We start from the raw sequence: 24,881 nt of genomic DNA on the forward strand, positions 1-24,881 counted from the left end.
CGATGGCGCAAGACGGCAAATCCCGTGTCCGCTTGAATCAGGAACAGCTCGACCGCGTGTGCGAGCGGCACGTCCGCTTCACCGAGGGGCGGCCGAACGGCGCCCGCGCCAACCTGCCCTTCTTCGACCTGTCCGGCCTCAGCCTGGCGGGGCGTGACCTGACCGGCGCGCACCTGTCGGGCGCCATCCTGCGCGACGCCAACCTGATGGGCACCATCCTCGACCATGCCGACCTCTACGGCGCCGACCTGCGCGGGGCCGACCTGTCGGGGGCGCGGCTGTTCCGCACCGACCTGCGCGGCGCCAACGTGCGCGGCGCCACGCTGGACGGCGCCGCCATGGTCGAGGTCGACCTGCGCGACGGCAGCATGGTCAATCGCAGCAGCGACGGCGAGCTGAAGGTCGTCGGCTTCGAGCCCGGCCCGGCCGACATGGCGTCGGCCCGGCTGACCAACGCCGACATGGCGCGGGCCAAGCTGTCGGGCAGCTTCGCGAAATCGGCCGACTTCACCAACACCAGGCTGTCGGGCGCCCGGCTCGACCGCACCGACCTGCGCGGCGCCAACTTCTCCGGCGCCGACCTGCGCGGGGCCGACCTGAACGGGTCGGACCTGCGCGGCGCCAAGCTGGAGGGCGCGCAGGTCGAGGCGGAGGCCCTGGAGCAGGCCATCCGCACCGACGCGGACGCCGCCCGCGCCGCCGTCCAGCCGCCGCCCCCGCCGCCACCGCCGGCACCGGAGGAGGAGGAACCGGCCGCCGTCGAGATGCCGGCGCTGCCCGCCGAACAGCTCGCCATCATGCTGAAGCAGCACATGCTCTGGCTCGGCACCGGCGGCAAGCAAGGCAGCCAGCTCGACCTGACCGGGCTGAACCTGGAGGGGGCCGATCTGTCGGGGAAGGTCCTGACGCTGGCCAAGGGCTCCAACGCCCGGCTGCGCAACGCCCGCCTCGGCGGCGCCCAGCTCCAGGCGGCGCAGTTCGACGGGGCCGACCTGCGCAGCGCCGACCTGCGCAGCGCCGACCTGCGCGGCGTCAAGCTCGACCGGGCGATCCTGATCGACTGCCAGCTCGACGGCGCCAACCTGGGGATGCTGCTGATCAGCGCCGGAGCCAAGATGATGCGCGCCTCGCTGGTGCGGGCGCGGCTGGCCGGGGCGTCGCTGCTGCGCACGAACATGGCGGGCAGCGACCTGACCATGGCCGACCTGACCGGCTGCGACCGCTCCACCGCGGTGCTGGACGACGCCATTCTGGAGGGGACCCGGCTGGGCGCCGCGTAGAGCCGCGCCCGACGGTCCTTTTCGGTTTTCCTTTGCGGCAATCCAGCGATTGCTTTCAAGAATCCGTTGATATTCATGGCGGAAATTGCGGACACTGGCCCGCGTCGCGGGCGTGACGCGGCGGGGGCCTTCCGTCCCGACCCTTGCCGCGTCGTGGAATAAATGTTTTACCATAACGGCTTAGCTTGACGGTTCGGGGGCGTGGTGGCACGCTTGACCGCAAGCGGCGCATCGGCAATCAACGCGTCCGCAAGCAAGGGGAAACGTCGACGGCCATGACCAAGTCGGAATTGATCCAACGGCTGGCGGAACGGAATCCGCACCTCTACCAGCGCGACATCGAGAAGATCGTCGGCACCATCTTCGACGAGATCACCGAGGCGCTTGCCCGCGGCGACCGGGTGGAGCTGCGGGGATTCGGCGCCTTCTCGATCAAGCGGCGCGACGCGCGCACCGGCCGCAACCCCCGCACCGGGGAATCGGTTGACGTGGGCGAGAAATGCATCCCTTTCTTCAAGACCGGCAAGCAACTCCGGGAACGGTTGAACACGGACTGAGCGCCAGCCTCCCCATGGCCGCCGCTCCGCCCGCCCTTGTTGAGGAATCGTCGCTTTGCGTTACCTGTCCTGGATCGTCACCCTGCCCATCGCCCTGGTCGCGGTTCTCTTCGCGGTGTCCAACCGCGACGTCGTGACCTGGGCGCTGTGGCCGTTGCCCTTCACGCTGGAGGCCCCCCTCTATCTGGCGGCCCTGCTGGCGCTGCTGGCCGGCTTCCTGGCCGGCGGCTTCGTCGTGTGGAACGCCCAGCGCCGCCACCGTCGCCGCGCGCGGCGCGAGGGCAACCGCGTCCTGTTCCTGGAGCGCGAGGTGAAGGAGGCGCAGGCCCGCGCCGCCGCCGCCGAGAAGCGTCTGGCCGAGCTGTCGCGTCCGGTTTCCGGCCCCGCCGTTGGCGGCGGTGCCGGACTGCCGGTTCCGGCCGCCGCCACGGGGAGCGCGCCCACCGTTCATTGACCGCCGTGCATTGACCGGTCTCCCACCGCCGCCCAGACGCGGGCGGCGGTGCCCACCGTCGGGAGGCGCCCATGCGCACCATCACCGGTGCCGAGTTGAGGTCCGTTCTCCACCACCGCATGCTGATCGAGCGCATGCGGCAGACCTTCCGGGCCGGGGTGGAGGTGCCGATGCGCCACCATCACACGGTCGAGACCTACGGTCAGCACGACGCCACCTTGCTGCTGATGCCGGCGTGGCAGGTCAACCAGTCGATCGGCGTCAAGATCGTCACCGTCTTCCCCGACAACGGCGCGCAGGACCTGCCGGCGGTGCAGGGCGTCTATCTGCTGATGGACGGCAAGACCGGCATCCCGCAGGCGCTGCTCGACGGCTCGGCCCTGACCAAGCGGCGCACGGCGGCGGCCTCGGCGCTGGCGGCCTCCTACCTCGCCCAGCCCGACGCCTCGCGCCTGCTGGTCGTCGGCACCGGGGCGCTCGCCCCGGAGCTGATCGAGGCCTATGTCGCGGTGCGGCCGATCAAGCAGGTGCTGGTCTGGGGGCGCAGCCTGGAGAAGGCGAAGAAAATCGTCTCCCGCTTCCACCGGCCGAAGTTCAAGATCGAGGCGACCGACGATCTGCAGGGCGCGGTCGGCGGCGCCCACATCATCACCTGCGCGACGCTGGCCAAGGACCCGATCATCAAGGGCGAATGGCTGCAACCCGGCCAGCATCTCGACCTGATCGGCGGCTTCACGCCGGAGATGCGCGAGGCCGACGACGAGTGCATCCGCCGCTCCCGCGTCTTCGTCGACACCCGCGAGGGCGCCTGCAAGGAGGCCGGCGACATCGTGCAGCCGATGCGGGCGGGCATCCTCAGCGAGGACGACATCGCCGGCGACCTCTACGACCTGACGCGCGGCGAACGGGCGGGGCGGCGCTATTACGACCAGATCACGCTGTTCAAGTCGGTCGGCACCGCGCTGGAAGATCTCTGCGCCGCGCAGCTGGCGGTGGAAATGGTGCTGCACAACGACTCGATCCGGTAGTCGCGATGATTTTAATTTTTGACACAGATGAACACAGATAGACACAGATGAACTAAGATGGGTTGTTCTTGCCGATCAAGTGCAAGCAACGGGAAGGCGCTGTTGTAATCTTTGGATTCATCATTTTCATCTGTGTCTATCTGTGTTCATCTGTGTCAAAAAAATCTTGGTCACCAGCCGCCGCTGATGGGAAAGCGAAAACCGGGTCAGCGCTCTGGTGAAACGATCCTCCCCTTGCTAGGGTGCCGGACCGTGATATTTCAGGGTTTGGAGACCGCAGCCCCATGACGTCGCCCGCCTCGCGCATCTTCTGCGCCGTGGACACCACCGAGATCGACAGCGCCCGCCGGATCGCCGCGCAGGTGAACGGCTCTGTCGGCGGCATCAAGCTGGGGCTCGAATTCTTCATCGCCCAGGGGCCCGCCGGGGTCCGCGCCGTGATCGGGGAGGACGGGCCGCCCCTGTTCCTCGACCTCAAGCTGCACGACATCCCCAACACGGTGGCGTCGGGCATCCGCTCGGCGCTGCCGCTGAAGCCGGCCTTCATGACCATCCACACGTCGGGCGGCGGCGCCATGATGCGCGCGGCGGCCGAGGCGGCGGCGACCGGCGGGGCGCAGCGCCCGAAAATCCTCGCCGTCACCGTGCTGACCAGCCTCGACGAGGGCGACCTGGAGACGGTGGGGCAGGCGACCCCGGTCACCGATCAGGTGAAGCGGCTGGCCCTGCTGGCCAAGGAGTCGGGCATCGACGGCGTCGTCTGCTCGCCCGCCGAGGTGGCGTTGCTGCGCGCGGCCTGCGGGCCGGACTTCATCCTGATGGTGCCGGGCATCCGCCCGGTCTGGGCCGCCAGCAACGACCAGAAGCGCTTCATGACCCCGGCCGAGGCGGTCGCCGCCGGCGCCGACCATCTGGTCATCGGCCGCCCGATCACCGGCGACGCCGACCCTGCCGCCGCCGCCCGCCGCATCGTGTCCGAAATTGAAGGGGCTGGGATCGAGGGAGCCGCATGACCGTCCTCACCAAGATTTGCGGGCTCAGCGAGCCGGAAAGCCTGCGCGCCGCCGTCACCGGCGGGGCGCGCTACGTCGGTTTCGTCTTCTACCCGCCGAGCCCGCGCGCGGTGGCGCCGTCGCTGGCGGCGGAACTGGCGCGGCTGGTGCCGACCGGCGTGCGCTCGGTCGGGTTGTTCGTCGATCCCGACGACGAGTTCCTGGAGCATGTCGTCTCCCAGGTGCCGCTCGACCTGATCCAGCTTCACGGCAAGGAGACTCCCCGCCGCATCGCCGAGGTGAAGGCCCGTTACCAAATCCCGGTGATGAAGGCGGTCAAGGTCGGCGGGCCGGAGGATCTGACGGCCGCGCTGGACATCGCCGAGGTCGCCGACCGCCTGCTGTTCGACGCCAAGCCGCCGGCCAAGGTGTCGGCGCTGCCCGGCGGCAACGGCATCGCCTTCGACTGGACGCTGCTGGCCGGGCGGTCGTGGCCCAAGCCCTGGATGCTGTCGGGCGGGCTGACGCCGGAGAATGTGGCGGAGGCGGTGCGCGTCACCGGCGCCACCGAACTCGACGTCTCCTCCGGGGTCGAGGACCGGCCGGGCCACAAGGATCCGGCGCTGGTCCGCGCCTTCCTGAGCGCGGCCGCCGCGCTGTGACGCCGCTGCGGCTGGCCCGCCTGTCGCTGGTCGCCGCGGTGGCGCTGTTCTTCACGCTGGTGGCGTGGGGCAACATCGCCGATTACGGAGCGAACTTCGCCTTCGTCCAGCATGTCCTGACCATGGACACGACCTTCAGGAGCCCGGCCCTGATGGGCCGCGCCATCGAGTCGCCGGACCTGCACCACGCCGCCTACGCGCTGATCATCGGCTGGCAGATGCTGACGGCGGCGCTGTGCTGGGGCGGGGTGTGGCGGCTGGGACGGGCGCTGCGCGACACCGGCCTCGCCCAGGATCGCGCCAAGGGGCTCGCCATCCTCGGTCTGACGGCGGGCTTCCTGCTCTACACGGTCGGTTTCGTGACGATCGGCGGCGAATGGTTCGCCATGTGGCAGTCCGCCACCTGGAACGGACAGCGCAGCGCCCACATCTTCTTTACCTTCATCGGCATCGTCCTGCTGGTCCTGATCCAGCCGGAACGCGAGACGATGTAGGATTTGAGGCGAATTGTTTGGCTTATCTTGGTTGCATGGTCTTGACCCGCCGCGTCGGCTAGGATGGCGTCCATGAGCGAAACGACCTCTTCCCCGCCCGCGACCGAGATGCTGGGCGTCATCCTCGACGAGCATCTGCGCTGGATCGGCCAGTGGCACCGCGCCGCCTTCTACCGCGACGGCCAGGGCGGCGACCGGGCGTCGGCCCCGGCCTCCTTCGCCGCCTGGTGCGCGGCGGCCAGCCGCGACGATCTGGTCCACCAGCCGGCGGTGCAGAAGCTGGCCACCCTGCACGAGCAGATGCACCGGCAGGCCCGGCTGGTGCTGCTGAAGGCCGGCAACGGCGACACCCCGACCGAGGCGGAGTACGAGGCGGTGGTCGGCCGCTTCGAGGAGTTCGTCCTGCATCTGCGCCGGATGGAGCGCGCCTTCGGGGCCGCCGCCTCCGGGCTCGACCCGCTGACCGGCCTGCGCACCCGGCGCGGCATGCTGGAGGCGCTGGAGCGCGAGCATGGCCGCTACCGCCGCACCGGGCAGAGCTTCTGCCTCGCGCTGGCCGACATCGACAAGTTCAAGGGCGTCAACGACACCTACGGCCACGACATCGGCGACCGCGTGCTGGCCGCCACCGCCGCCGTCATCAGCCGGGGCGTGCGCAGCTTCGACGAGGCCTTCCGCATGGGCGGCGAGGAGTTCCTGGTCTGCCTGAAGGAAACCGAGATGGCGGAGGGCTTCGCCGTCATCGAGCGGCTGCGGATCGACCTGATGGAATCGCCGGTTCTGCTGCCGGACGGACGGGTGATCCCGGTCACCGCCTCCTTCGGGCTGGTCGAGGCGCAGCCGGACCTGTCGGTGGACGAGCTGATCGTCTGCGCCGACCGCGCGCTCTACCAGGCGAAGAACGCCGGGCGCAACCGGGTGATCCGCCACGGCGTCGACCGCCCGCCTGCCGCCGCGAATCCCGCTCCGCCGAAGCCGGCGCGGCCGCGGGCGTAAGCGCGCCTCGGATTCCTCATCTTGGATTCCAGGGCGGTGGGCGGTTAGGATCGGGTCCAACCTCCCGCCAGCCGGAAGCCGGATTTCATGCGCACCCAGCCCGAATACCCCAACCTGTTCATCCTCGATCACCCGCTGATCCAGCACAAGCTGACCCACATGCGGGACAAGAAGCGCTCGACCGGCGGCTTCCGCACCCTGCTGCGCGAGATTTCGCTGCTGATGGGCTATGAGCTGACCCGCGACATCCCGCTGACCACCGAGCGGATCGACACGCCGTTGCAGCCGATGGACGCGCCGGTGATCCTGGGCAAGAAGCTGGCGGTGGTGCCGGTGCTGCGCGCCGGGCTCGGCATGTCGGCCGGGTTGCTGGAGCTGGTGCCGTCGGCCCGCGAGGGGCACATCGGTCTCTACCGCGACCACGACACCAAGCAGCCGCACGAGTATCTGGTGAAGCTGCCGCCGGCCGATGGCCGCCTGTTCATCGTGGTCGACCCGATGCTGGCGACCGGCAACTCGGCCGCCCACGCCTGCGACGTTCTGAACCGGCACGGGGTGGAGGACGAGAACATCCGCTTCATGGCGCTGGTCGCGGCACCGGAGGGCGTCCGCCGCTTCCACGAGGCGCATCCGGACGTGAAGGTCTTCACCGCCGCCCTCGACAGCCATCTGGACGAGAACGCCTACATCGTGCCGGGCCTGGGCGACGCCGGCGACCGGATGTTCGGCACCAAGTAAGCAAAAAGGCGGCGCGCCGGGCATCCCCGGCGCGCCGCCCGTTCCTTCGTCCGCCTTTTTGAGCGCTTACACCGCGCGGCTGTGGCGCCCGGCGCCGCTGGCGAGGTGGGTGTCGAAGCGGGCGGCGACGATCCGCATCAGCGGGCGGGCAGCCTCGGGAACCGACACCCGCCGTCCCTCGATCGCGGCGACCCCGTCGGCCACCAGATCGTCCATCGCCGCGAGGTCGGCGTCGAAGACCTCCGCATCCAGCCCGTGCGCCTCGGCGACCGCGCCGGCGTCGACCGACAGGTCGCACATCAGCCGCATGATCAGGTCGCGACGCAGCCGGTCGTCGTCGGTCAGGGCGATGCCCTTGGCGGTCGGCAGGCGGCCCTCGTCGATGGCGGTGGCGTACTGGTCGAAGGGCACGGCGTTCTGGATGTAGCCCTGCGGCAGCGCCCCGATGGACGAGGCGCCGAAGCCGATCAGCGCGTCGGCGTCGTCGGTGGTGTAGCCCTGGAAGTTGCGGCCGAGCCGCCCCTCCTCCTGCTGGACCGCCAGCTCGTCGCCGGGGCGGGCGAAATGGTCGAGCCCGATGGCGCGGTAGCCGGCCTCGGCCAGCGTGTCGGCGATGGCGGCGAACTGCTCCCAGCGGCCGAGCGTGCCGGCCAGGACGGACTCGTCGATCTTCTTCTGGTGGGTCTTCATCCACGGCACATGGGCGTAGCCGAAGACCGACAGCCGGTCGGGCGCCATCTCCAGCGCGATTTTGGCGGAGCGGGCGACGCTCTCCACCGACTGGTGGGGCAGGCCGTACATCAGGTCGAGGTTGACGTTGGCGATGCCGGCCTCGCGCAGCCAGGCCAGCGTGCGCTCCGTGGTCTCGCGCGGCTGGATGCGGTTGATCGCGGCCTGGACGGTCGGGTCGAAATCCTGCACGCCGAGCGAGGCGCGGTTGACGCCGGAGCGGCCGAGCGCCGCCGCCATCTCCGCCGTCAGGGTGCGCGGGTCGATCTCGATGGCGAGCTCGGCGTCGGCGGCGACGTCGAAGCGCTCGCGCAGCAGGGCGATCAGCGCCTCGAAATCGTCGGGCGCCATCATGGTCGGGGTGCCGCCGCCGAAATGGATGTGGCGCACCGTCAGCCGGCCGGGGATGCGGTCGGCGACCATGGCGATCTCGCGGCGCAGATGGCCGAGATACTCGGAGATCGGCGCGTAGCGCGCGACGATCTTGGTGTGGCAGCCGCAGTACCAGCACATCTGGTGGCAGAAGGGGACGTGAAGGTAGAGCGAGCCGGAGCGGGTGAGGTCCATCGCCTCCAGCCAGCCGCCATAGACCGACGCGTTCACCGCGGGGGTGAAGTGCGGCGCCGTCGGGTAGCTGGTGTAGCGGGGGACCCGCAGCCCGTCATACTTGGCGAGCAGCGCGGGATCGACGGTCCCCGTGTAAGACGACGGGGCGGTGGAGGCGGGGGAGAGGGTCGGTGCGTCCATGGGCGACAGAGTGCCGCAGGGGCCTCCGCCGTGCCTTGATCCACGTCAAGCTCCGGGAGGGCCGCTTCTTGTCACCACCCAGCCGCCTGTCTGCCCGCCGCCTGTCTGGCCAGCCGCTGCTCCAGATGCTCGTGCAGCAGGTCGACGTTCATCCGGTTGGCCTTGAAGGCGACGTCGAAGATCGTCCCCACCACCGGCACGGAGCCGAACAGCCAGTCGACCCCGACGTTCAGCGCCATCCGCGCCAGCAGTGACTTCGGCAGGTCGAAGCGCGCCGCCTCCAGGATGATGTAGGCCGAGACGATGGCGGTCGCCGTGTCGCCGGCGACGGGCAGCAGGCTGGCGATGCCGTCCAGCCCGATGGGGATGCGGGTTCCGGGAATGCGCCAGCGCGTGTCCATCAGGCGCGACAGCCGGCGCAGCCGCTCCAGCCGCTGGAAGTCGATGGAGAGGGGAGTGTCCGCGCTGGCGGGCTGCGGGTCGGCGGCGAAGGCGCGGCGGCGGGTGCGGGTGTCGTCCATTGTCGGTGTCCCCCCATGGATGCGGCGCGTGTCCCGCCGGTTCTTGCCGTCGGGGGAACGGTCCCGCGACAGGAACAACCCGCGGGGCGGCCGGGGGTTCCCCGCCGCCGCGTCCGGTTTTCACGAAAAGGCCGCGCGAGGCGGCGCGCCGCTGCTGTCCGTCCGGGGCTGGACCATCCGGGTCTGCCTGTCCGGACCTGTCCTTGCGGGGCTGTTTCTCCGGCCGATGGGCAGGCACCGAAGGATGTAGGGGCGTCCGGCCCTCGTTCAAAGGCCGAGGCGCCGCGCGCAGCGGCGAATTGACGCGTCGCTTGCGGCAAGCGGTTGCTTTCGTGACACTTTCGTCCGGATCGACGGCAGGCTGGGCAAGGGCCGGGCAAGGGGTATGTCTTTTGTTGTCTGGCAAGATCAAGGGAGTCCGGCAAGAATGCCCGTCAAACCCAAGAAGAACGCGGCGGCGATTGTTGGACGGACGCGTTCTGAGCAACTGCGGCAAACAGTTGCCTTGCCGGGGAGGACCCTAATGCCAAAGCTTTACTGCGCCTGCTGTGGGCGCCCCTTCGCACGTGCGTCATCGCGGGGGCCGGTTCCGCTCTATTGTTCGCGGGATTGCCGCGTGCAGATGGCGACGCGCCGCCGGGCCTGGACCCTGGTGGAGCGGGACGGCGCCCTGTGGGACCGGATGCGCAGCGAATGGACCCGGACCGACGCGGGAGCGTCCCGGTCGGCCGGCCTGTCCGGTCTTCGCTGAGCCGGTTGGCGTGACGGATTGCGGGCGGTTCCGTGTTTTTTCAAAAAACTGGTTGGGCCCCCTCTACAACCGGGCAGCCCGTACCCCCATGTGGTGAGGCTCCCTAGGATCTGACGGCTGATGGCGATCATGAACGAGAACACCCGACCTACCACCGTGCCGGCGAAAAGCACCACCCGCACCGTGACCGCCGTGGCGGTCGCCCTGATGATGGCCCTCTCCGCTGGCACCGCCGACGCCCGTGCCGGCAAGAGCGGTTCGTCGGGCAGCCGTGGTGCCCGCACCACCGAGGCCCCCGCCGCGACCTCCACCGCGCCGAACACGGCCGCGCCGATGGAACGGTCGGCGGCTCCGTCCCCCGGCATGCAGCGCCCGGCCGCCGCGGCCCCGGCGCAGTCCGGCGGCTTCTTCCGTGGCGGCGGCTTCATGTCCGGCCTGATGGGCGGCCTGATCGGCGCCGGCATCGGCGCCATGCTGTTCGGCGGCGGCTTCTTCGAGGGGCTGGGCAGCTTCGCGGGCATCCTGGGCTTCATCCTCCAGATCCTGCTGGTCGTCTTCCTGGTCCGTCTGGCGATGCGCTTCTTCCGCAACCGCTCGCAGCAGCAGCCGGCCACGGCCCGCATGAGCTCGCCGCTCGGCGGCGGGGCGAACCCGGCTTACGCCGGCGGTCCGCTGAACCGCGAGGCGGCCGACGCCGGCCACAACCCGATGGGTGGTCCCGGCGGCGGTCTGGGCGGCGGTTCGGGTCTGGGCGGCCTGATGGGCGGCGCCAAGCGCCGGCAGCAGCCCGATGAGATCGGCGTCCAGCCGGCCGACTACCAGTCGTTCGAGCGCTTGCTCGTCACCGTCCAGACCGCTTACGGTCGTGAGGACATCGACACGCTGCGCGGCGTGACGACGCCCGAGATGCTGTCCTACTTCACCAGCGACCTGTCGGAGAACAGCAGCCGCGGCGTGGTGAACAAGGTGAGCGACGTCACCCTGCTGCAAGGCGACCTGTCGGAGGCGTGGCGCGAGGGCAACGCCGAATACGCGACCGTCGCGATGCGCTTCTCGCTGATCGACACGACGGTGGAGCGTGCCAGCGGCCGTGTCGTGGACGGCAACCCCGGCACCCCGGTCGAGGCGACCGAGCTGTGGACCTTCGTCCGCCAGCGCGGCGGCCAGTGGCAGTTGTCGGCGATCCAGCAGGCCCGCTGACCGTTCCGCCGATCCTGATCGGCTTGATCCCCGACCGGCCTGATCCCCGACGGGTTTGAGCAGCGAGCGCCCCGGCCCTGTGCCGGGGCGTTTTCGTTTGGACCGCTCTGCCTCGACTCTCCCCTTGGCGATGCGCCATGATGGAACATATAAGGAACAAATGCCTGTTGAGCGGAGTGAAGTCATGCCTCGGTCTGCGCTGCCCTCATCCTCCGCCTGCTTGAGCGGTGAGCGTCCAGGCGGTGAGCGGGCGGCAACGCTGGCGGCGTTGCGCCTGCGCATCCGCCGCATCGAGGGGATCGGCGGGGATGGTACGCGGGTGATGCCTTTCGGGGTGGCGGCCATCGACGCGGCGCTGCCGGAGGGCGGCCTGCCCCTGGGGTGCCTGCACGCGCTGGCAGGGGAGGGAAGCGGGACGGGGACCGCCTTCGCGGCGGCCCTGCTGGCGCGTCTGTCGACGGCGCGGACGCCGGCCCTGTGGATCGTGCGTGGGCGCGACCTGCACGCGGCCGGGCTGGCGGCCTACGGCCTGACGCCGGACCGGCTGATCGCCGTGCGCGCGGTGGAGCGCAAGGACGCCCTGTGGGCGATGGAGGAGGCGCTGCGCTGCTCCGCCCTGTCGGCGGTGCTGGGGGAGGTCGGTGGGCTGGATCTTACCGAAAGCCGGCGGCTTCAACTCGCCGCCGAATCCTCGGGGGTCACCGCCGTCCTGCTGGACGGGTCGAGCCGGAAAGCGCGGCGGGGGGAGGCGGCGAGCGCGGCGGTCACGCGCTGGCGTTTGGAGCCGGCCTTGAGCCGTCCCGGCGATGAGCCGGGTGTCGGCGCGCCGCGTTGGCGTGTCGAACTGGAACGCTGCCGGGGCGGGCGTCCCGGGGCCTGGATCCTGGAATGGACCGATGGAGGATGGGTGGAGAGTGCGGGGGAGGAAACCAGATCCGCAACCCCGCCGGCGCTGGAGCGTGCCATGGAGTGCGCGGTGAATCCGCTGGTGGCGTGAAACCCGCCCTTGCCCGTCGATGACGGAGGGTGGCGGTCACGAGCGGTGCCGGTTGCCCCCGGCCTGCCGGCCGCTGTCGGGAACAGGACAACGGGCGTGCCGACAACGGCTGTGTCACAAAGTCGGTGCCGGCGGCGGTTCTGCCGGTGTCCGTGTCGGCTTTCGTTCAGCCGGCGGCGATCAGTAGTTGGACATCCAGTCGGGTTCCCGGCTGCCTTCCGGCGCCTCGTCCGGATCCGTCATCCAGCGGGGATCGTCCACATGCAGCGGCAGTTGGCGGGCGAATTCCGCGCTTTCCGCGTCGCGGCGCTGCTTGAGCAAGCGGTCGGCCAAATGTGCGGGCAGCATGGCAGGTCTCCTTCTGAGCACCGGAGGAAGTCGGGAACGGCCCTTTGGCCATCCTTGGCTTTCTCCGTCCTGATTGCCTGGACCCTATCACGCAAGTTCCAGGCCAGCCGTGAGATGCGTCACATTCCGGTCCATCTCACACGATGAACCTCTACAAAAGGTTTATGCGGACGAGGGGGCACCCCCGCGGCCATCAGGGCCGGATCCTTCCCCGACCCGGCTCTGACGAGATATGTTCCCTTCCGCGCCGTTCCAACCCATATTCGCGGTTATCTCCGTTCAAGGATTGCGTACCTCCCATGCACAGCGCCACCGCCCCCGAGACCTGCCCCACCTGCCTGAAACCCAGTCACCTGTGCATTTGCGAGGCAGTGGAGCCGGTCGAGAACGGCGTCTTCCTGCTCATCCTCCAGCATCCGCAGGAGAAGCGCGAAAATCTGGGAACCGCGCAGATCGCCCATCTTCAGTTCGCCAACTCGGCGCTGAAGGTCGGGCTGAGCTGGCCGAACCTGAAGCGCATCCTGGGCCGCGAGGTCGATTACAAGCGTTGGGGCGTTCTGTATCTCGGCCCGGTCAAGCCCGACAACCCCGCCGCCAGGAGCGAGATTGCGGTGGTCGACCGGAACGGCGTCCCCCAGAAGGACAGCGAGCTGGTGCTGGGCGACCTGGAGGGCATCATCGTGCTGGACGGCACCTGGAGCCAGGCCAAGACCCTGTGGTGGCGCAACGCGTGGCTGCTGAAATGCCGGCGCATCGTGCTGCACCCGAATTTCCGCTCGCTCTATGGGCAGGCGCGCAAGGAGCCCCGGCGCGAGAGCGTCTCGACCCTGGAGGCCGGCGCCTTCGTGCTGTCGCGGCTGGAGGGCGAGCCGGCCATCCTGGACCGCGCGCTGAAGCCCTTCTCGCTGCTGCTGAAGAAGATCCGCGCGCCGCGCCCGCGCCCGGTCCTGCCGCCCCGGACGGCCGAGGACGGGAACGGGATGGACGAGGAACGCGACGAGGGCTGAGGCGCATCCTGCGCGCTACCCCTTCCGATCTCCCCCGGATCGGGAAACGCCGTGCAACCAACCGGCACCGGCGCCGTTGTTTTGGGTGAGAGTGGCCGGCGCAACCCGCCGGCCGGTCGCCAACGCAACGGAGGACCATGTCATGAAGGGCATTCTGCTGTGGCTCGTCGGCCTGCCGATTCCGATCATCATCCTGCTGTATCTGTTCAACGTGCTCTGACCGCCGTGAGCCGGTCATTGTGAGCCGGGCTGACATTTCGCTCACGAATGGTTGACGGGGACGGGGCGCGGCGTGCCAAATGCGCCGGCCGGAGCGCGTCCGCGCTCCGAACCGGCCTTTGGGCCGATCCTTGGAAAGAGGGCATCATGGCCAGCGATTTCGTCCCCTTCGGCCTGACCGTCTGCGGCATCGAGGAGCTGTGCGAGTTCGGCGGCGGGCGCGTCAGCCACGTCCTCTCGATCCTCGACCCCGACCATCCCGAGCCGACCGCCTTCGGCGACTACGGCGAGCATGAGCGGCTCGAGCTGCGCTTCCACGACGTCATTGAGCCGACGCGCGGCCAGATCGCCCCGCAGAAGGCCGACGTCGAGCGCATCCTCGCCTTCGGCCGCGACCTGCTGGCCGAGCCGGTGGAGTGCCGGCATCTGCTGGTGCATTGCCACGCCGGGATTTCGCGCTCCACCGCCGCCCTGACCATGATCCTGGCCCAGGCCCGGCCCCGGCGCCCGGCCGCCGAGGCGATGGCCGCCGTCGCGGCCATCCGGGCCAAGGCGTGGCCCAACCTGCGCATGATCGAATTCGCCGACGAGCTTCTCGGCCGCAACGGCGATCTGGTCGCGGCGGCGCGCCAGCGTCACCACACGCTGGGCAAGCAGCGGCCGGAACTGGTCCAGTTCATGATCGACAACGGCCGCATCCGCGAGGTCGAGGACCTCATCGATTGAGGGCGAGGCCGGGCCTTCAGCGCTCGGTGAGCGCCAGACGAAGCCCGAGTCCGACCAGCAGCGCGCCCAGCGTACGGTCCAGCCACAGGCCCAACCGGCGGCTGGAGCGCAGGCGGCGGGTCAGCCGGTCGCCGAGAAGAACCAGCGGAGGCTCGACCACCGCCGCCACGGCGATGATCAACACCCCGTGGACCAGCAGCTGGAGCCACACCGGCCCGGCGCCTTCGGCCACGAACTGCGGCAGGAAGGCGAGAAAGAAAACCGCGACCTTCGGGTTGAGCAGGTCGATCAGCACGCCTTGCCGGTACACCGCCCAAGCCCCGCCGCTGGATGGCGCGCCGTCTTCCGGCAGGAAGGCGCCGCCCCGCGAGCGCAGCGCCTGGGCGCCGATCCACAGCAGATAGGCGACCCCTGCCCATTTGACCGCGGAGAAGGCGAGGGCGGAGGAGGCGACGACGGCCGACAGCCCGAGCGCCGCCAGCAGGACATGGCCGAAAGCGCCGGTCCAGATGCCGAGCATCGCCGCCGTTCCCGCCCGCACCCCGCCCTTGACGGTGTGCCCGAGGATGAATGCCATGTCCGGCCCCGGAGACAGGTTGAGCAGCACCGCCGCCGCCAGGAAGGCGGACCAGTGGGCGGCGTCGTAGGCGAGCATGGCCGGCGGCTTCCCGGAAGGGCGGTCAGCGAATCGGGGCGGTGACGACGTCGGCGGTGGTCTCGACCGCCGTGCCTGCCAGGCTCACCGCCGTGCCGGCGACGCTGGCGGCGCCGCTGACCACGCCGCAGCCGGCCAGCAGGGCGGAGACGCACACAAGCAGGACCCAACGCGTCATCATGGCGACTCCCCAAGCAGGATGAAGGCTCAAACGAAAACGGTGGCGATTGGACCACGCCAATCGCCACCGTTTCGTTAATGGCCGCTTCCGGGGAGGGCGGCGCTCAGAATTCCTTCCAATCGTCGTCGTCGTTGACGCTGTGCTTCAGCACGCTGGCCGGCGCGGCGGTCTGGACCGGCGGACGGGAGGCCGTCACCGGGCGCAGGGCCGGCTTCGCGGCGGGCTTGGCCGCCGCCTTGGCCGGAGCCGGGCGGGTCGGGGCGACGGCGCGGCGGAACTGGCTGGCCGACGCGGCCGACGCGTGGGCGGCCTGGGCCGCGACCGGGCGGTACTCGCCGCCCTGCTCCAGCTTGAAGAAGCCGATCAGCCCCTTCAGGTCGCCGGCCTGACCGCTCATCGCCTGGGCGGCGGCGGTGGTCTCCTCGACCAGGGCGGCGTTCTTCTGGGTCATCTCGTCCATGCTGGCGACGGTCGAGTTGATCTCGTCCAGCGCGGTCGCCTGCTCGGCCGAGGCGGAAGCCATCTCGGCGATCAGCGAGGCGACCTGATGGACGCCCGACACGATGCCCTCCAGGGCGCTGCCGGCCTTGCGGACCAGATCGACGCCGTCCTTCACCTGGGCGTCGCTGTCGAGGATCAGGCCCTTGATCTCCTTGGACGCCTGGGCGGAGCGCTGGGCGAGCTGGCGGACCTCCTGGGCGACCACCGCGAAGCCGCGACCGGCGTCGCCGGCCCGCGCCGCCTCGACCGCCGCGTTCAGCGCCAGCAGGTTGGTCTGGAAGGCGATCTCGTCGATCACCCCGATGATGTCGGTGATCTTGCGGCTGGACTCCTCGATCCGCCGCATCGCGTCGATCGCCGAGCCGGTGACGCCGTTGCCCGATTCGGCGGCGGTGCGGGCCTCGGCCGCCATGACGTTGGCGCGCTGGGCGTTGTCGGCGTTGGAGCGGACGGTGGCGCCCAGCTCCTCCATGCTGGCGGCGGTCTCCTCCAGCGAGGAGGCCTGCTGCTCGGTGCGGTCGGCGAGGTCGCTCGACCCCAGCGAGACCTCGGCCGCGGCCGAGGCGATGGTGTCGGCGGCCTGGGTGATCTGGCCGACGATCTCCGCCAGCTTGACCGAGGTGGCGTTGACGTCGGTCTTCACCTGCTGGAAGGCGCCCTGGTAGTCGCGGGTGACGCGGCGGTTCAGGTCGCCCTGGGCCAGCGCGCTCAGCACCTCGCCGAGGTCGGCGATGACGCTCTCCACCGTGTCGGTCAGGCGGTTGATGCCCTCCGACATGGTCTTGTAGAAGCCGTCCTTGCCGGCCAGGTCGATGCGGCGCTCCAGGTCGCCCTTCGACACGGCGTCGATCAGGTTGGCGATCTCCTCGCCGATGGCGTGCTCGCGGGCGCGCTGGGCCTCGGCGGCGCGGCGCTCGGTCTCCAGCCGCTCGCGCTCCGCCTCGTCCATCCGCTTCTTCTCGACGGCGTTGTCCTTGAAGACCTGGACCGCCTTGGCCATCTCGCCGATCTCGTCCTGGTTGGCCAGGGCGGGGACGATCACGGTCAGGTTGCCGGCGGCGAGGTCGGTCATGGTGTGGGTCATGCCGACCACCGGCTTCACGATCGAGCGGGCGGTGAAGTAGGCGATCAGAAGGCCGATCACGAAGGCGCCGACCGCCAGCCCGGTGAGCAGCGTCACCGTGTCGGCGGTGTCCGCCTTCATGGTGTTCTGGACCTGGAGCCGCGCCTCGTTCTGCGAGGCGACGGTGCGGTTGACCAGCTCGGCGAACTGCTCCGCCTCGTTGACCATGGTGGTGAAGGCGAGGAACTGCGACTCGGTGACCACGGCCGCCAGGCCGTTGACGGTGTCGAGGTAGCGCACGCCGAGCTGCGCCGTTTCCTCCGCCAGCCGCTTGCGGGCCGGGTTGGTCTGGCGGTCGGCGAAGGCGGCGATCGCGCTGCGGAAGTCGGCGTTGCGGGTCTTGACGTCGTCCAGCGCCTTGTCCGACGGGTTGGAGACGAAATGCAGGGCGCTGATGCGCGAGACCATCAGCTTTTCCATCACGACGCCGGCGGTCGCGGCCGACTCGAGGTCGCCGTCGGCGATGCCGGCGGCGATGATCTGGCTGATGTTCTCGCGCGCCTTGTTGCCGATGGGCAGGAGATCCTGGTCGTACAGCCGGTCGCGGCGTTCGCGCATCTCGGTCAGCTTGAGGAAGTTGGCCATGTAGCTGTCGAAGAGCTGGAGCATCCGGTCGAGGTTGGCGCGGCGGCCCGGATCCTGGATCATGTCGCGGACGGCGCGCAGGGTCTGCGCCAGCTTGGCCTGCTGGGTGCGGACCGTCTCGATCAGCGCGTTGTTGCCGGAGAAGGAGTAGTTCACGACGTTGCGGCGCATGTCCGACACGTCGCCGTCCAGCTCGCTGATGCTCAGGGAGCTGTCGGAAATCGAGGCGTAGCGGTTGAAGCCGGTCTCGACCCCGGTCAGCGCGCGGACCCCGAAGACCGCGACCAGCCCGAGGAGGGCGAGGATCAGCAGGAAGCCGAAATGGATGCGGGTGCCCACTTTGAAGCGGCCGGCGAAACTGGCGTTCTGCATGGTCGAAAAGCCTTGATCTGCGGTTCGGGTCGCGCTGCGACGCGCGGGCAGAATAGGCCGATATGGTTTCCATTCCGTTGCCAAATCGCGCGGAAAAATCGGGATCCCGGCGGTGCGGCGCGACGCCGCGATGATTTTTTCAGGGCAAGAATGAAGACGATTTGATGGCCCGCCCTTTGACGGACGCCCTGCGGCGCCTAGGTTACGCCTTCTCGTGCCTGCGTTTCCCCTTCCGCATCCAAGCCGCGATTGTCCCCAGCCATGCGCCGATCCCTTCCCCCCTCCGCCGGCGACGGCCCGTTCCAGCCCCGGCCCGGCGGCGATCTCGCGGCGATCCGCTCGCTGCTTCCCTATGTCTGGCCGCGCGACTCGCTGGAAACGCGGGTGCGCGTGGTCGTCGCCATGCTGCTGCTGGTCGGGGCCAAGGTCGCCAACGTCTATGTGCCGATCTTCTACAAGCACGCCATCGACGCGCTGACGCCGATCGCCTCGGGGGGCGCCTTGGGGGGCGGTGCGTCCGGAGCCGCGGCGACGATCCCGCTCGGGCTGATCATCGCCTACGGCCTCGCCCGCGTCACCTCGCTGGTCTTCGCCGAACTGCGCGACGCGGTCTTCGCCACGGTGGCGCAGCGCACCATCCGCCGGGTCGCCCTGTCGGTGTTCCGCCATCTCCACGCGCTGTCGCTGCGCTTCCATCTGGAGCGCCAGACCGGCGGGCTGACCCGCTCGCTGGAGCGCGGCACCCGCGCCATCGAGGCGCTGCTGCGCTACGCCCTGTTCTCCATCGTGCCGACGCTGGTCGAGATCGCGCTGGTCTGTGGCGTGCTGTGGGCGCTGTTCGACGGCTGGTTCGCGCTGGCCACCTTCGTCACGGTGGCGGGCTACATCCTCTACACCTTCTTCGTGTCGGAATGGCGCATCCAGTTCCGCCGGGTGATGAACGACACCGACAGCGTCGCCAACACCAAGGCGATCGACAGCCTGCTGAACTACGAGACCGTCAAGTATTTCGGCAACGAGGAGCATGAGGCCCGGCGTTACGACGGCGCGCTGCAATCCTATGAAAAGGCGGCCGTGCGCAGCCAGCAGAGCCTGTCGCTGCTCAACGTCGGCCAGTCGGCGATCATCTCGCTCGGGCTGGCGGTCGTGATGGGCATGGCCGCCAACGGCATCGTGCGGGGAACCATGTCACTCGGCGATTTCGTGCTGGTGAACACCTATCTGTTGCAGCTCTACCAGCCGCTGAACTTCTTCGGGGTGGTCTACCGCGAGATCAAGCAGTCGCTGACCGATCTGGAATCGATGGTCAAGCTGCTGGCGGTCGACCGCGAGGTCGCCGACCGGCCGGGCGCCGCGCCGCTGGCCGTCGCCGGGGCGGAGCTGCGCTTCGAGGGGGTGGAGTTCGGCTACGACCCGCGCCGGCCGATCCTGAAGGGGGTCGACTTCACCGTGCCGGCCGGCAGGACGGTCGCCATCGTCGGGCCGTCGGGGGCGGGGAAATCCACCATCAGCCGGCTGCTGTTCCGCTTCTACGACATCAGCGCCGGGCGGGTGCTGATCGATGGGCAGGACATCCGCGACGTGACGCAGGCGTCGCTGCGCGCCTCCATCGGCATCGTCCCGCAGGACACGGTGCTGTTCAACGACACCGTCTTCTACAACATCGCCTACGGGCGCGCCGGCGCCAGCCCGGCGGAGGTCGAGCGGGCGGCGCGGCTCGCCCACATCCACGACTTCATCATGGCGCTGCCCGACGGCTACCAGACCATGGTGGGGGAGCGCGGGCTGAAGCTGTCGGGCGGCGAGAAGCAGCGGGTCGCCATCGCCCGCACCATCCTGAAGGATCCGGCGATCCTGCTGTTCGACGAGGCGACCAGCGCGCTCGACACCCACACCGAGCGGGAAATCCAGGCCAACCTGCGCGAGGTCAGCCGCGGCCGCACCACGCTGGTGATCGCCCACCGGCTGTCCACCGTGATCGACGCCGACGAGATCCTGGTGCTGGAGGCCGGGCGGGTGATCGAGCGCGGGCGGCATCTGGAGTTGCTGGCGGCCGGCGGCGCCTACGCGGCGCTGTGGTCGCGCCAGCAGGAATCCGGCCAGGGGCTCGGCCAGGGGCCCGATCCGGGGCCGGCGCCGATCCCCGGCGTCCTCGCCCCCACCTGACGATATCCGAGGAGTTTTCCGCATGGGGCCGGCACGGCAGGCGTTGCGCGAATCGACGAAGGACATCCATGATCGGCTCGACCGGGCGGCGATCCTCCAGCCGCTGCTGCGGCCGGACATCACGGCGGCGCAGTACCGCGCGGCGCTGGGCGCCCTCTACGGTTTCCACGCCCCGGTGGAGCGCGCGCTCGGCGACGGCGATGGCAACGGTGGCGACGGCGCGGCGCGGCTGGAACGGCTGCGCGACGATCTGGCGGTGCTGGGCGCCGACCCGGACGCGCTGCCGCTGATGACGGGCCTGCCGCCGCTCGACGGCGCCCCGGCGCGGCTGGCCGCGCGCTATGTGCTGGACGGCTCGGTCCATGGCGGGCGGGCGATGCTGCCGGGGATCACCCGCGCGCTGGGGTACGATGCCGGGCGTGGCGCGCGCTTCCTCGCCTCCGACGGGCTGGACATGGCGGGCGCCTGGAAGGCGCTGCTGGTCCGGCTGGAGGAGGAGCTGGCGGACCCGGCGGCGCTCCGTGTCGCCTGCGGCACGGCGGCGGCCCTGTTCGCCGCGCTGGAGCGCTGGACGGCGGCTGCCGCGCACGGGCTTTCCCCGGACGCCTCTCCGGGGCTTTCTCCAAAGCCGGCGCGCGGGTAGGGTGACGGTCCCGACGATGACGACGATGACCGCCGCGACCATGCCAAACCTCACCCAACCCACGGCGGCCCAGCTCGCCGCCGCGGTGCGCGCCGGGGACCGCCGCGCGCTGGCCCGCGCCATCACGCTGATCGAATCGACCCGCCCCGACCACCGGGACACCGCCGACGCCCTGCTGGCGGAGCTGCTGCCGCACACCGGCCATTCGGTGCGGCTCGGCATTTCCGGCGTGCCGGGGGTGGGGAAGTCCACCTTCATCGAGGCGTTCGGGCTGCACGTCATCGGGCTGGGCCACAAGGTCGCGGTGCTGGCGGTCGATCCGTCGTCGCAGCGCACCGGCGGCTCGATCCTCGGCGACAAGACGCGGATGGTCGATCTGTCGCGCGATCCCGATGCCTTCATCCGCCCCTCGCCGGCCGGTTCCACCCTGGGCGGGGTGGCGCGCCGCACCCGCGAGGCGATGCTGATCTGCGAGGCCGCCGGCTTCGACGTCATCATCGTCGAGACGGTGGGGGTCGGGCAGTCGGAGACCGCCGTCGCCGACATGGTCGACCTGTTCATGCTGCTGCTGCTGCCGGCGGGCGGCGACGAGTTGCAGGGCATCAAGAAGGGCATCGTCGAGCTGGCCGACCTCGTCGTCGTCAACAAGGCCGACGGCGACCTTGCCGCCACGGCGCGGCATACGGTCGCGGACTACCGCCACGCCCTGACCCTGCTGCGCCACGGCGACTGGCGGGTGCCGGTGCTGAGCTGCTCGGCGGTCAACAAGGTCGGCATCGATTCGATCTGGAACACCATCGGCGAGCACAAGGCGGTCACCGAGACCAACGGCCAGCGCGCCGGCCGCCGCGCCGAACAGGCCCGCGCCTGGCTGTGGAGCGAGATCCGCGAGACGCTGATCGACCGCTTCCGCGCCCACCCGGCGGTGCGCGCCGACCTCGCCCGCATCGAGGCCGGCGTGACCGGCGGCGACGCCATCCCGACCACGGCGGCGCGTGCCCTGCTGGCGCGCTTTCTCGGCGAATCGGCGAACGGGACTCTAACCGACTAGACCGTAACGCTTATGCTGCACCGCAACAATTCGGTTGCCTTGCAGCACTCGCATGGGTAGTCTGTCATGGGCGGGAAAGGAGCGTCTGCGAAGACGCTTGGGCGACGGTTGCCCGCGGTCTCCTGGGGTTCGCCGGAGCGGCCTTTCCGTTTCCGCCAAGCCTGTGTCCGTCTACGGGAGACAAAACGCCATGACCGTCAATTTCCTCGACCTCTTCGCGCAAGCCGGCAGCCTCGCCAAGTCCAACGCCGAGACCGGCGCCGCCAAGTCCGCCCGCGTCGCCGGGCTGGTGCAGGACGGCTACCGCCGCTGGTTCGACGGCGTCACCGCCTCGGTGAGCGACGCCGGCCGTCTGGCCGCCGAGTTCGGCAAGGTCCGTTCGCCGGCCGACCTCGCCGCCCTGCAGCGCGAGTGGCTGAGCGCCACCCAGGCCCGCGTCACCGAGGGCGTCCAGGGCTTCCTGGATGTCTCCACCAAGATCGCCGCCGAGGTGTCGGCGGTTCCGCTGCCGGCCAAGCCCGCCGCCGCGCCGGTCCCGGCCCCCGTGGCCGCTCCCGTGGCGGCCCCCGCGCCGGTCGAGGCGAAGGTCGAGGCTCCGGCTCCGGCTCCCGCCCCGGTCGAGGCCCCGGCTCCCGTCGTGGCGCCGACTCCGGAAGCCGTTCCGGCTCCGGTGGCCGAAGCCGCCCCGGTCGTCGAGGCGAAGCCGGCGGCCGAAGCCGCCGCTCCGGAGGCCGCCGTCATCGCGGCCGTCGTCGAGGAGCTGGCGCCGGCCCCCGTCGCCGAGGCGGCACCGGCCGTGGTGAAGCCGCCCGAGGCGGTGGTGGCGCCGGCGGCCAAGGCCCCGCTGCGTCGCGGTCCCAAGACGGCGGCGTCCAAGTCCGCGATCAAGGCCGCCTCGACCGTCGAGTGAGACTCGAGCCGGCGCGCCGTCTCCTTTCGCAGGAGAGAGACGGCGCCCGGCTCGACTCCGCGGGGACTCCGGTTCTCGTGGATTGTTCTCGCGGATCCGTCCTTGACGGCTCCTCTTTTGTTCGACTATATAGCGGCCTCCTTCGGGCGGCTCTCCGTCCGTTACCGGGTTTCATTTGCTCTAAAGTAAAGGATTAGTCCGATGGCACGTCGGTGCTCCGTGACTGGCAAAGGCACGCAGTTTGGCAACAACGTCAGCCATGCCAACAACAAGAATCGTCGCCGCTTCCAGCCGAACCTCCAGGACACCTCGCTGCTGAGCGACGCGCTGGGTTCGCTGGTGCGTCTGCGCCTCTCGGTGCACGCGATCCGCTCGATCGAGCACAAGGGCGGCCTCGACGCCTTCCTGCTCGACGCCAAGGACGCGGTGCTGAGCGATGACGCCCGCCGCGTGAAGCGCCGCATCGCCAAGGCCACGGAGAAGGCCCAGGCCGCCGCGGCCTGATCTCTCCACGTTCGGTGTGCTGAAAAAGGCGGAACGCATCGCCGTTCCGCCGGTAAGATTTCGCAAGATCTCAGGACGCCTGCACGACGAATCCGACTCCCGGTAGAGAGCGGCGCGCGATATCCGAAAGGGCATCGCGCGTTTCGTCGTGTCCGGGGGAAGGATTTTAAACCCTTCTCCCCCTGCGGGAAAAGGGGAGAGGGGCTTTTCGAAGCTTCGTCACTTCACTCCTCCAGCACATCCTCCGGCGATTCGGCGTCCACCACCCGGCGGGCGATCTCATAGCCGAATCCGGCGCGGCCCAGCGCCGCCATGTCCTTCTCCCGGTGCGCGGCCCGCGCCTCCGGCAGCCGGTAGACCCCGAGTCGCCGCCGCCTGGCCAGCGCCAGCGCCGCCGTCAGGTCCAAGTCCGGCCCGACATCCTCGCGCAGAGTCTCCAATGCCTTGTCCGCCTCGTCGCGGCCGATCCCCTTGACCGCCAGCTTCTGGGCGATGGCGCGGGTCGAGGCGCCGCGCCGGTGCAGGCTCTCCGTGCGCATCCGCGCGTAGGTCTCGTCGTTCAGCAGGCCGCTGCGGACGTAGCGGGCCAGCAGATCCTCGACCCAGCCGGCGCCCTCCTCGGGGTCGGTGCCGTGGGCCTGGGCGGAGCGCCGGACCTTGCGCATCAGAACGGCGCGCAGGTTGGCGGTGGAGCTGGCGAAGCGCTCCAGGTAATGCAGCGCCGCGTTCTCCAGATACTGCGGGGTCACGCGCTTGACCGGCTTGGCTGCCGGCTTGGCGTCCCGCGGCGAGGCCGGGCGGCCGGGCGGGGTGTCGCGTGTCATGGCTGTCCTCGTGGCGGCGGTGGTTGCCGGGTCGGTCGGTGGGCCGTACAGTCCGTCGCCTTTCCCTTGTGTGAAATCGTGACGCGATGACCCATCCCCTTCCTCCCATGCCGCGCGCCATCGGGTCCGTCAACTGGATCGGCCTGTGGACGCTCTACGCCCGCGAGGTGCGTCGCTTCGTCAAGGTCCACCAGCAGACCGTCTGGGCGCCGGTGGTGACGACGATGCTGTATTACGCGGTCTTCGCGCTGTCGCTGGGCTCGGCCGTGCGGATGATCGGACCGACGCCCTACCTGGAGTTCCTGGCCCCCGGCCTGATGATGATGGCGATGGTGCAGAACGCCTTCGCCAACACATCCTCCTCCGTGGTGATCGCCAAGGTCCAGGGCAACATCGTCGACATCCTGATGCCGCCGCTGTCGCCGATGGAGCTGGTCAGCGGTTTCGTGCTGGGCGGCGTCACGCGCGGTGTCGTGGTCGGGCTGGTCACCGGGTTGGCGATCTGGGCCTTCGTGCCGCTGCACATGCCGCACCCCGGCTTCGTGCTGTTCCACGCGGTGATGGCCTCGATGCTGCTGTCGCTGGTCGGGCTGATCGGCGGCGTGTGGTCGGAGAAGTTCGACAACATCGCCGCCGTCACCAACTTCGTGGTGACGCCGCTGTCCTTCCTGTCGGGTACCTTCTATTCGCTGGACACGCTGCCGACGGTCTTCTGGTGGATCGCCCATTTCGACCCCTTCTTCTACATGATCGACGGCTTCCGCTACGGCTTCATCGGCCACTCGGACGGGTCGCTGTGGCTGGGTGTCGCGGTGATGCTGGGGGTGAACGCCGCGCTGTGGTGGCTGGCGTGGCGCATGTTCAAGACCGGTTACAAGCTGAAGGCGTGAAACCACTGGAATCCGCGAGGATTCCGGCCG

28 protein-coding genes are annotated in these 24,881 nt (G+C 69.9%); 21 read left to right on the forward strand and 7 right to left on the reverse strand.

The annotated features are described in order from the left end of the window. Nucleotides 1-32 precede the first annotated feature (32 nt). From JN22_RS21195 to upp, 9 genes are all read left to right on the forward strand, one after another. Nucleotides 33-1,280, forward strand: a complete 1,248-nt coding sequence (locus JN22_RS21195) for a pentapeptide repeat-containing protein (RefSeq protein WP_223677828.1) — start codon at nt 33-35, stop codon at nt 1,278-1,280. Between the two features lie 230 nt (nt 1,281-1,510). Beyond that, the gene (gene ihfB / locus JN22_RS21200; protein WP_282183177.1) at nt 1,511-1,837 is read left to right on the forward strand and encodes an integration host factor subunit beta; all 327 of its coding nucleotides are present in this window, start codon (nt 1,511-1,513) and stop codon (nt 1,835-1,837) included. A gap of 55 nt (nt 1,838-1,892) precedes the next feature. Further along, complete coding sequence (locus JN22_RS21205; protein WP_085555816.1) at nt 1,893-2,291, forward strand: lipopolysaccharide assembly protein LapA domain-containing protein; 399 nt, start codon at nt 1,893-1,895, stop codon at nt 2,289-2,291. Between the two features lie 71 nt (nt 2,292-2,362). Then, a complete protein-coding gene (locus JN22_RS21210; RefSeq protein WP_085555817.1) occupies nt 2,363-3,319 on the forward strand; it encodes an ornithine cyclodeaminase family protein in 957 nt (318 codons plus the stop codon). Between the two features lie 284 nt (nt 3,320-3,603). Further along, nucleotides 3,604-4,332 (forward strand): orotidine-5'-phosphate decarboxylase, encoded by a 729-nt coding sequence (pyrF, locus tag JN22_RS21215; RefSeq protein ID WP_085555818.1) that lies wholly within the window; start codon nt 3,604-3,606, stop codon nt 4,330-4,332. Beyond that, nucleotides 4,329-4,973, forward strand: a complete 645-nt coding sequence (locus JN22_RS21220; protein ID WP_085555819.1) for a phosphoribosylanthranilate isomerase — start codon at nt 4,329-4,331, stop codon at nt 4,971-4,973. The genes pyrF and JN22_RS21220 overlap by 4 nt, the downstream gene beginning before the upstream one ends. After that, a complete protein-coding gene (locus JN22_RS21225; RefSeq protein WP_085555820.1) occupies nt 4,970-5,467 on the forward strand; it encodes a DUF2165 family protein in 498 nt (165 codons plus the stop codon). The genes JN22_RS21220 and JN22_RS21225 overlap by 4 nt, the downstream gene beginning before the upstream one ends. Before the next feature lie 72 nt (nt 5,468-5,539). After that, entirely contained in the window at nt 5,540-6,463 is a 924-nt protein-coding gene (locus JN22_RS21230) for a diguanylate cyclase (protein WP_085555821.1), read from the forward strand. 87 nt (nt 6,464-6,550) lie between these two features. Further along, on the forward strand, nt 6,551-7,201 hold the full coding sequence (upp, locus tag JN22_RS21235; RefSeq protein ID WP_085555822.1) for a uracil phosphoribosyltransferase: 651 nt from the start codon (nt 6,551-6,553) through the stop codon (nt 7,199-7,201). A 66-nt stretch (nt 7,202-7,267) separates the two neighbouring features. Here upp and hemN read toward each other — a convergent pair whose 3' ends face one another. Next, nucleotides 7,268-8,677, reverse strand: coding sequence for an oxygen-independent coproporphyrinogen III oxidase (hemN, locus tag JN22_RS21240; RefSeq protein WP_085555823.1), 1,410 nt, complete (start codon nt 8,675-8,677; stop codon nt 7,268-7,270). Between the two features lie 71 nt (nt 8,678-8,748). Beyond that, nucleotides 8,749-9,198 (reverse strand): DUF4112 domain-containing protein, encoded by a 450-nt coding sequence (locus JN22_RS21245; protein ID WP_085555824.1) that lies wholly within the window; start codon nt 9,196-9,198, stop codon nt 8,749-8,751. Nucleotides 9,199-9,820: 622 nt separating this feature from the next. Here JN22_RS21245 and JN22_RS34990 point away from each other — a divergent pair. The 3 genes from JN22_RS34990 to JN22_RS21255 all read left to right on the forward strand — a co-directional run bounded on the left by JN22_RS34990 (nt 9,821) and on the right by JN22_RS21255 (nt 12,146). Continuing rightward, a complete protein-coding gene (locus tag JN22_RS34990; protein WP_263300968.1) occupies nt 9,821-9,949 on the forward strand; it encodes a hypothetical protein in 129 nt (42 codons plus the stop codon). A gap of 120 nt (nt 9,950-10,069) precedes the next feature. Then, nucleotides 10,070-11,149 (forward strand): Tim44 domain-containing protein, encoded by a 1,080-nt coding sequence (locus JN22_RS21250; protein ID WP_223677830.1) that lies wholly within the window; start codon nt 10,070-10,072, stop codon nt 11,147-11,149. Between the two features lie 184 nt (nt 11,150-11,333). After that, nucleotides 11,334-12,146 (forward strand): ImuA family protein, encoded by an 813-nt coding sequence (locus JN22_RS21255; protein WP_223677831.1) that lies wholly within the window; start codon nt 11,334-11,336, stop codon nt 12,144-12,146. A gap of 180 nt (nt 12,147-12,326) precedes the next feature. Here JN22_RS21255 and JN22_RS21260 read toward each other — a convergent pair whose 3' ends face one another. Continuing rightward, nucleotides 12,327-12,494, reverse strand: a complete 168-nt coding sequence (locus JN22_RS21260; RefSeq protein WP_179166200.1) for a hypothetical protein — start codon at nt 12,492-12,494, stop codon at nt 12,327-12,329. A gap of 299 nt (nt 12,495-12,793) precedes the next feature. Between JN22_RS21260 and JN22_RS21265 the strand changes: the two genes are divergently transcribed. The 3 genes from JN22_RS21265 to JN22_RS21270 all read left to right on the forward strand — a co-directional run bounded on the left by JN22_RS21265 (nt 12,794) and on the right by JN22_RS21270 (nt 14,446). Next, entirely contained in the window at nt 12,794-13,501 is a 708-nt protein-coding gene (locus tag JN22_RS21265; protein WP_085555826.1) for a tRNA-uridine aminocarboxypropyltransferase, read from the forward strand. 91 nt (nt 13,502-13,592) lie between these two features. Further along, nucleotides 13,593-13,721 carry a hypothetical protein gene (locus JN22_RS34995; protein WP_263300969.1) on the forward strand — a complete coding sequence of 43 codons (129 nt, stop codon included), beginning with the start codon at nt 13,593-13,595 and terminating at the stop codon, nt 13,719-13,721. A 146-nt stretch (nt 13,722-13,867) separates the two neighbouring features. Continuing rightward, nucleotides 13,868-14,446 (forward strand): tyrosine phosphatase family protein, encoded by a 579-nt coding sequence (locus JN22_RS21270; RefSeq protein WP_085555827.1) that lies wholly within the window; start codon nt 13,868-13,870, stop codon nt 14,444-14,446. Nucleotides 14,447-14,462: 16 nt separating this feature from the next. On the opposite strand, the gene JN22_RS21275 is transcribed toward JN22_RS21270, so the two are convergent. The 3 genes from JN22_RS21275 to JN22_RS21285 form a co-directional block, all read right to left on the reverse strand. After that, a complete protein-coding gene (locus JN22_RS21275) occupies nt 14,463-15,101 on the reverse strand; it encodes a LysE family translocator (protein ID WP_085555828.1) in 639 nt (212 codons plus the stop codon). A 25-nt stretch (nt 15,102-15,126) separates the two neighbouring features. Continuing rightward, nucleotides 15,127-15,282, reverse strand: a complete 156-nt coding sequence (locus tag JN22_RS21280; protein ID WP_179166201.1) for a hypothetical protein — start codon at nt 15,280-15,282, stop codon at nt 15,127-15,129. Nucleotides 15,283-15,385: 103 nt separating this feature from the next. Continuing rightward, nucleotides 15,386-17,863 (reverse strand): methyl-accepting chemotaxis protein, encoded by a 2,478-nt coding sequence (locus JN22_RS21285; protein ID WP_085555829.1) that lies wholly within the window; start codon nt 17,861-17,863, stop codon nt 15,386-15,388. A 261-nt stretch (nt 17,864-18,124) separates the two neighbouring features. Between JN22_RS21285 and JN22_RS21290 the strand changes: the two genes are divergently transcribed. The 5 genes from JN22_RS21290 (at nt 18,125) to rpmB (ending at nt 23,137) form a co-directional block, all read left to right on the forward strand. Further along, nucleotides 18,125-20,029: an ABCB family ABC transporter ATP-binding protein/permease gene (locus JN22_RS21290; protein WP_085555830.1), complete on the forward strand. Its 1,905-nt coding sequence runs from the start codon at nt 18,125-18,127 to the stop codon at nt 20,027-20,029. A 22-nt stretch (nt 20,030-20,051) separates the two neighbouring features. Beyond that, complete coding sequence (locus JN22_RS35000; protein ID WP_085555831.1) at nt 20,052-20,672, forward strand: biliverdin-producing heme oxygenase; 621 nt, start codon at nt 20,052-20,054, stop codon at nt 20,670-20,672. A 25-nt stretch (nt 20,673-20,697) separates the two neighbouring features. Next, complete coding sequence (gene meaB, locus JN22_RS21300) at nt 20,698-21,723, forward strand: methylmalonyl Co-A mutase-associated GTPase MeaB (protein WP_223677832.1); 1,026 nt, start codon at nt 20,698-20,700, stop codon at nt 21,721-21,723. A 190-nt stretch (nt 21,724-21,913) separates the two neighbouring features. Next, nucleotides 21,914-22,633 carry a hypothetical protein gene (locus JN22_RS21305; protein WP_085555832.1) on the forward strand — a complete coding sequence of 240 codons (720 nt, stop codon included), beginning with the start codon at nt 21,914-21,916 and terminating at the stop codon, nt 22,631-22,633. 201 nt (nt 22,634-22,834) lie between these two features. Further along, entirely contained in the window at nt 22,835-23,137 is a 303-nt protein-coding gene (gene rpmB, locus JN22_RS21310) for a 50S ribosomal protein L28 (RefSeq protein WP_085555833.1), read from the forward strand. A gap of 224 nt (nt 23,138-23,361) precedes the next feature. On the opposite strand, the gene JN22_RS21315 is transcribed toward rpmB, so the two are convergent. Next, nucleotides 23,362-23,961, reverse strand: coding sequence for a regulatory protein RecX (locus JN22_RS21315; protein WP_085555834.1), 600 nt, complete (start codon nt 23,959-23,961; stop codon nt 23,362-23,364). An 86-nt stretch (nt 23,962-24,047) separates the two neighbouring features. Between JN22_RS21315 and JN22_RS21320 the strand changes: the two genes are divergently transcribed. Further along, nucleotides 24,048-24,851, forward strand: coding sequence for an ABC transporter permease (locus tag JN22_RS21320; protein WP_085555835.1), 804 nt, complete (start codon nt 24,048-24,050; stop codon nt 24,849-24,851). Nucleotides 24,852-24,881 lie beyond the last annotated feature (30 nt).

This window comes from Azospirillum agricola, assembly GCF_020005195.1.
In the GTDB taxonomy this organism is placed as follows: domain Bacteria; phylum Pseudomonadota; class Alphaproteobacteria; order Azospirillales; family Azospirillaceae; genus Azospirillum; species Azospirillum agricola.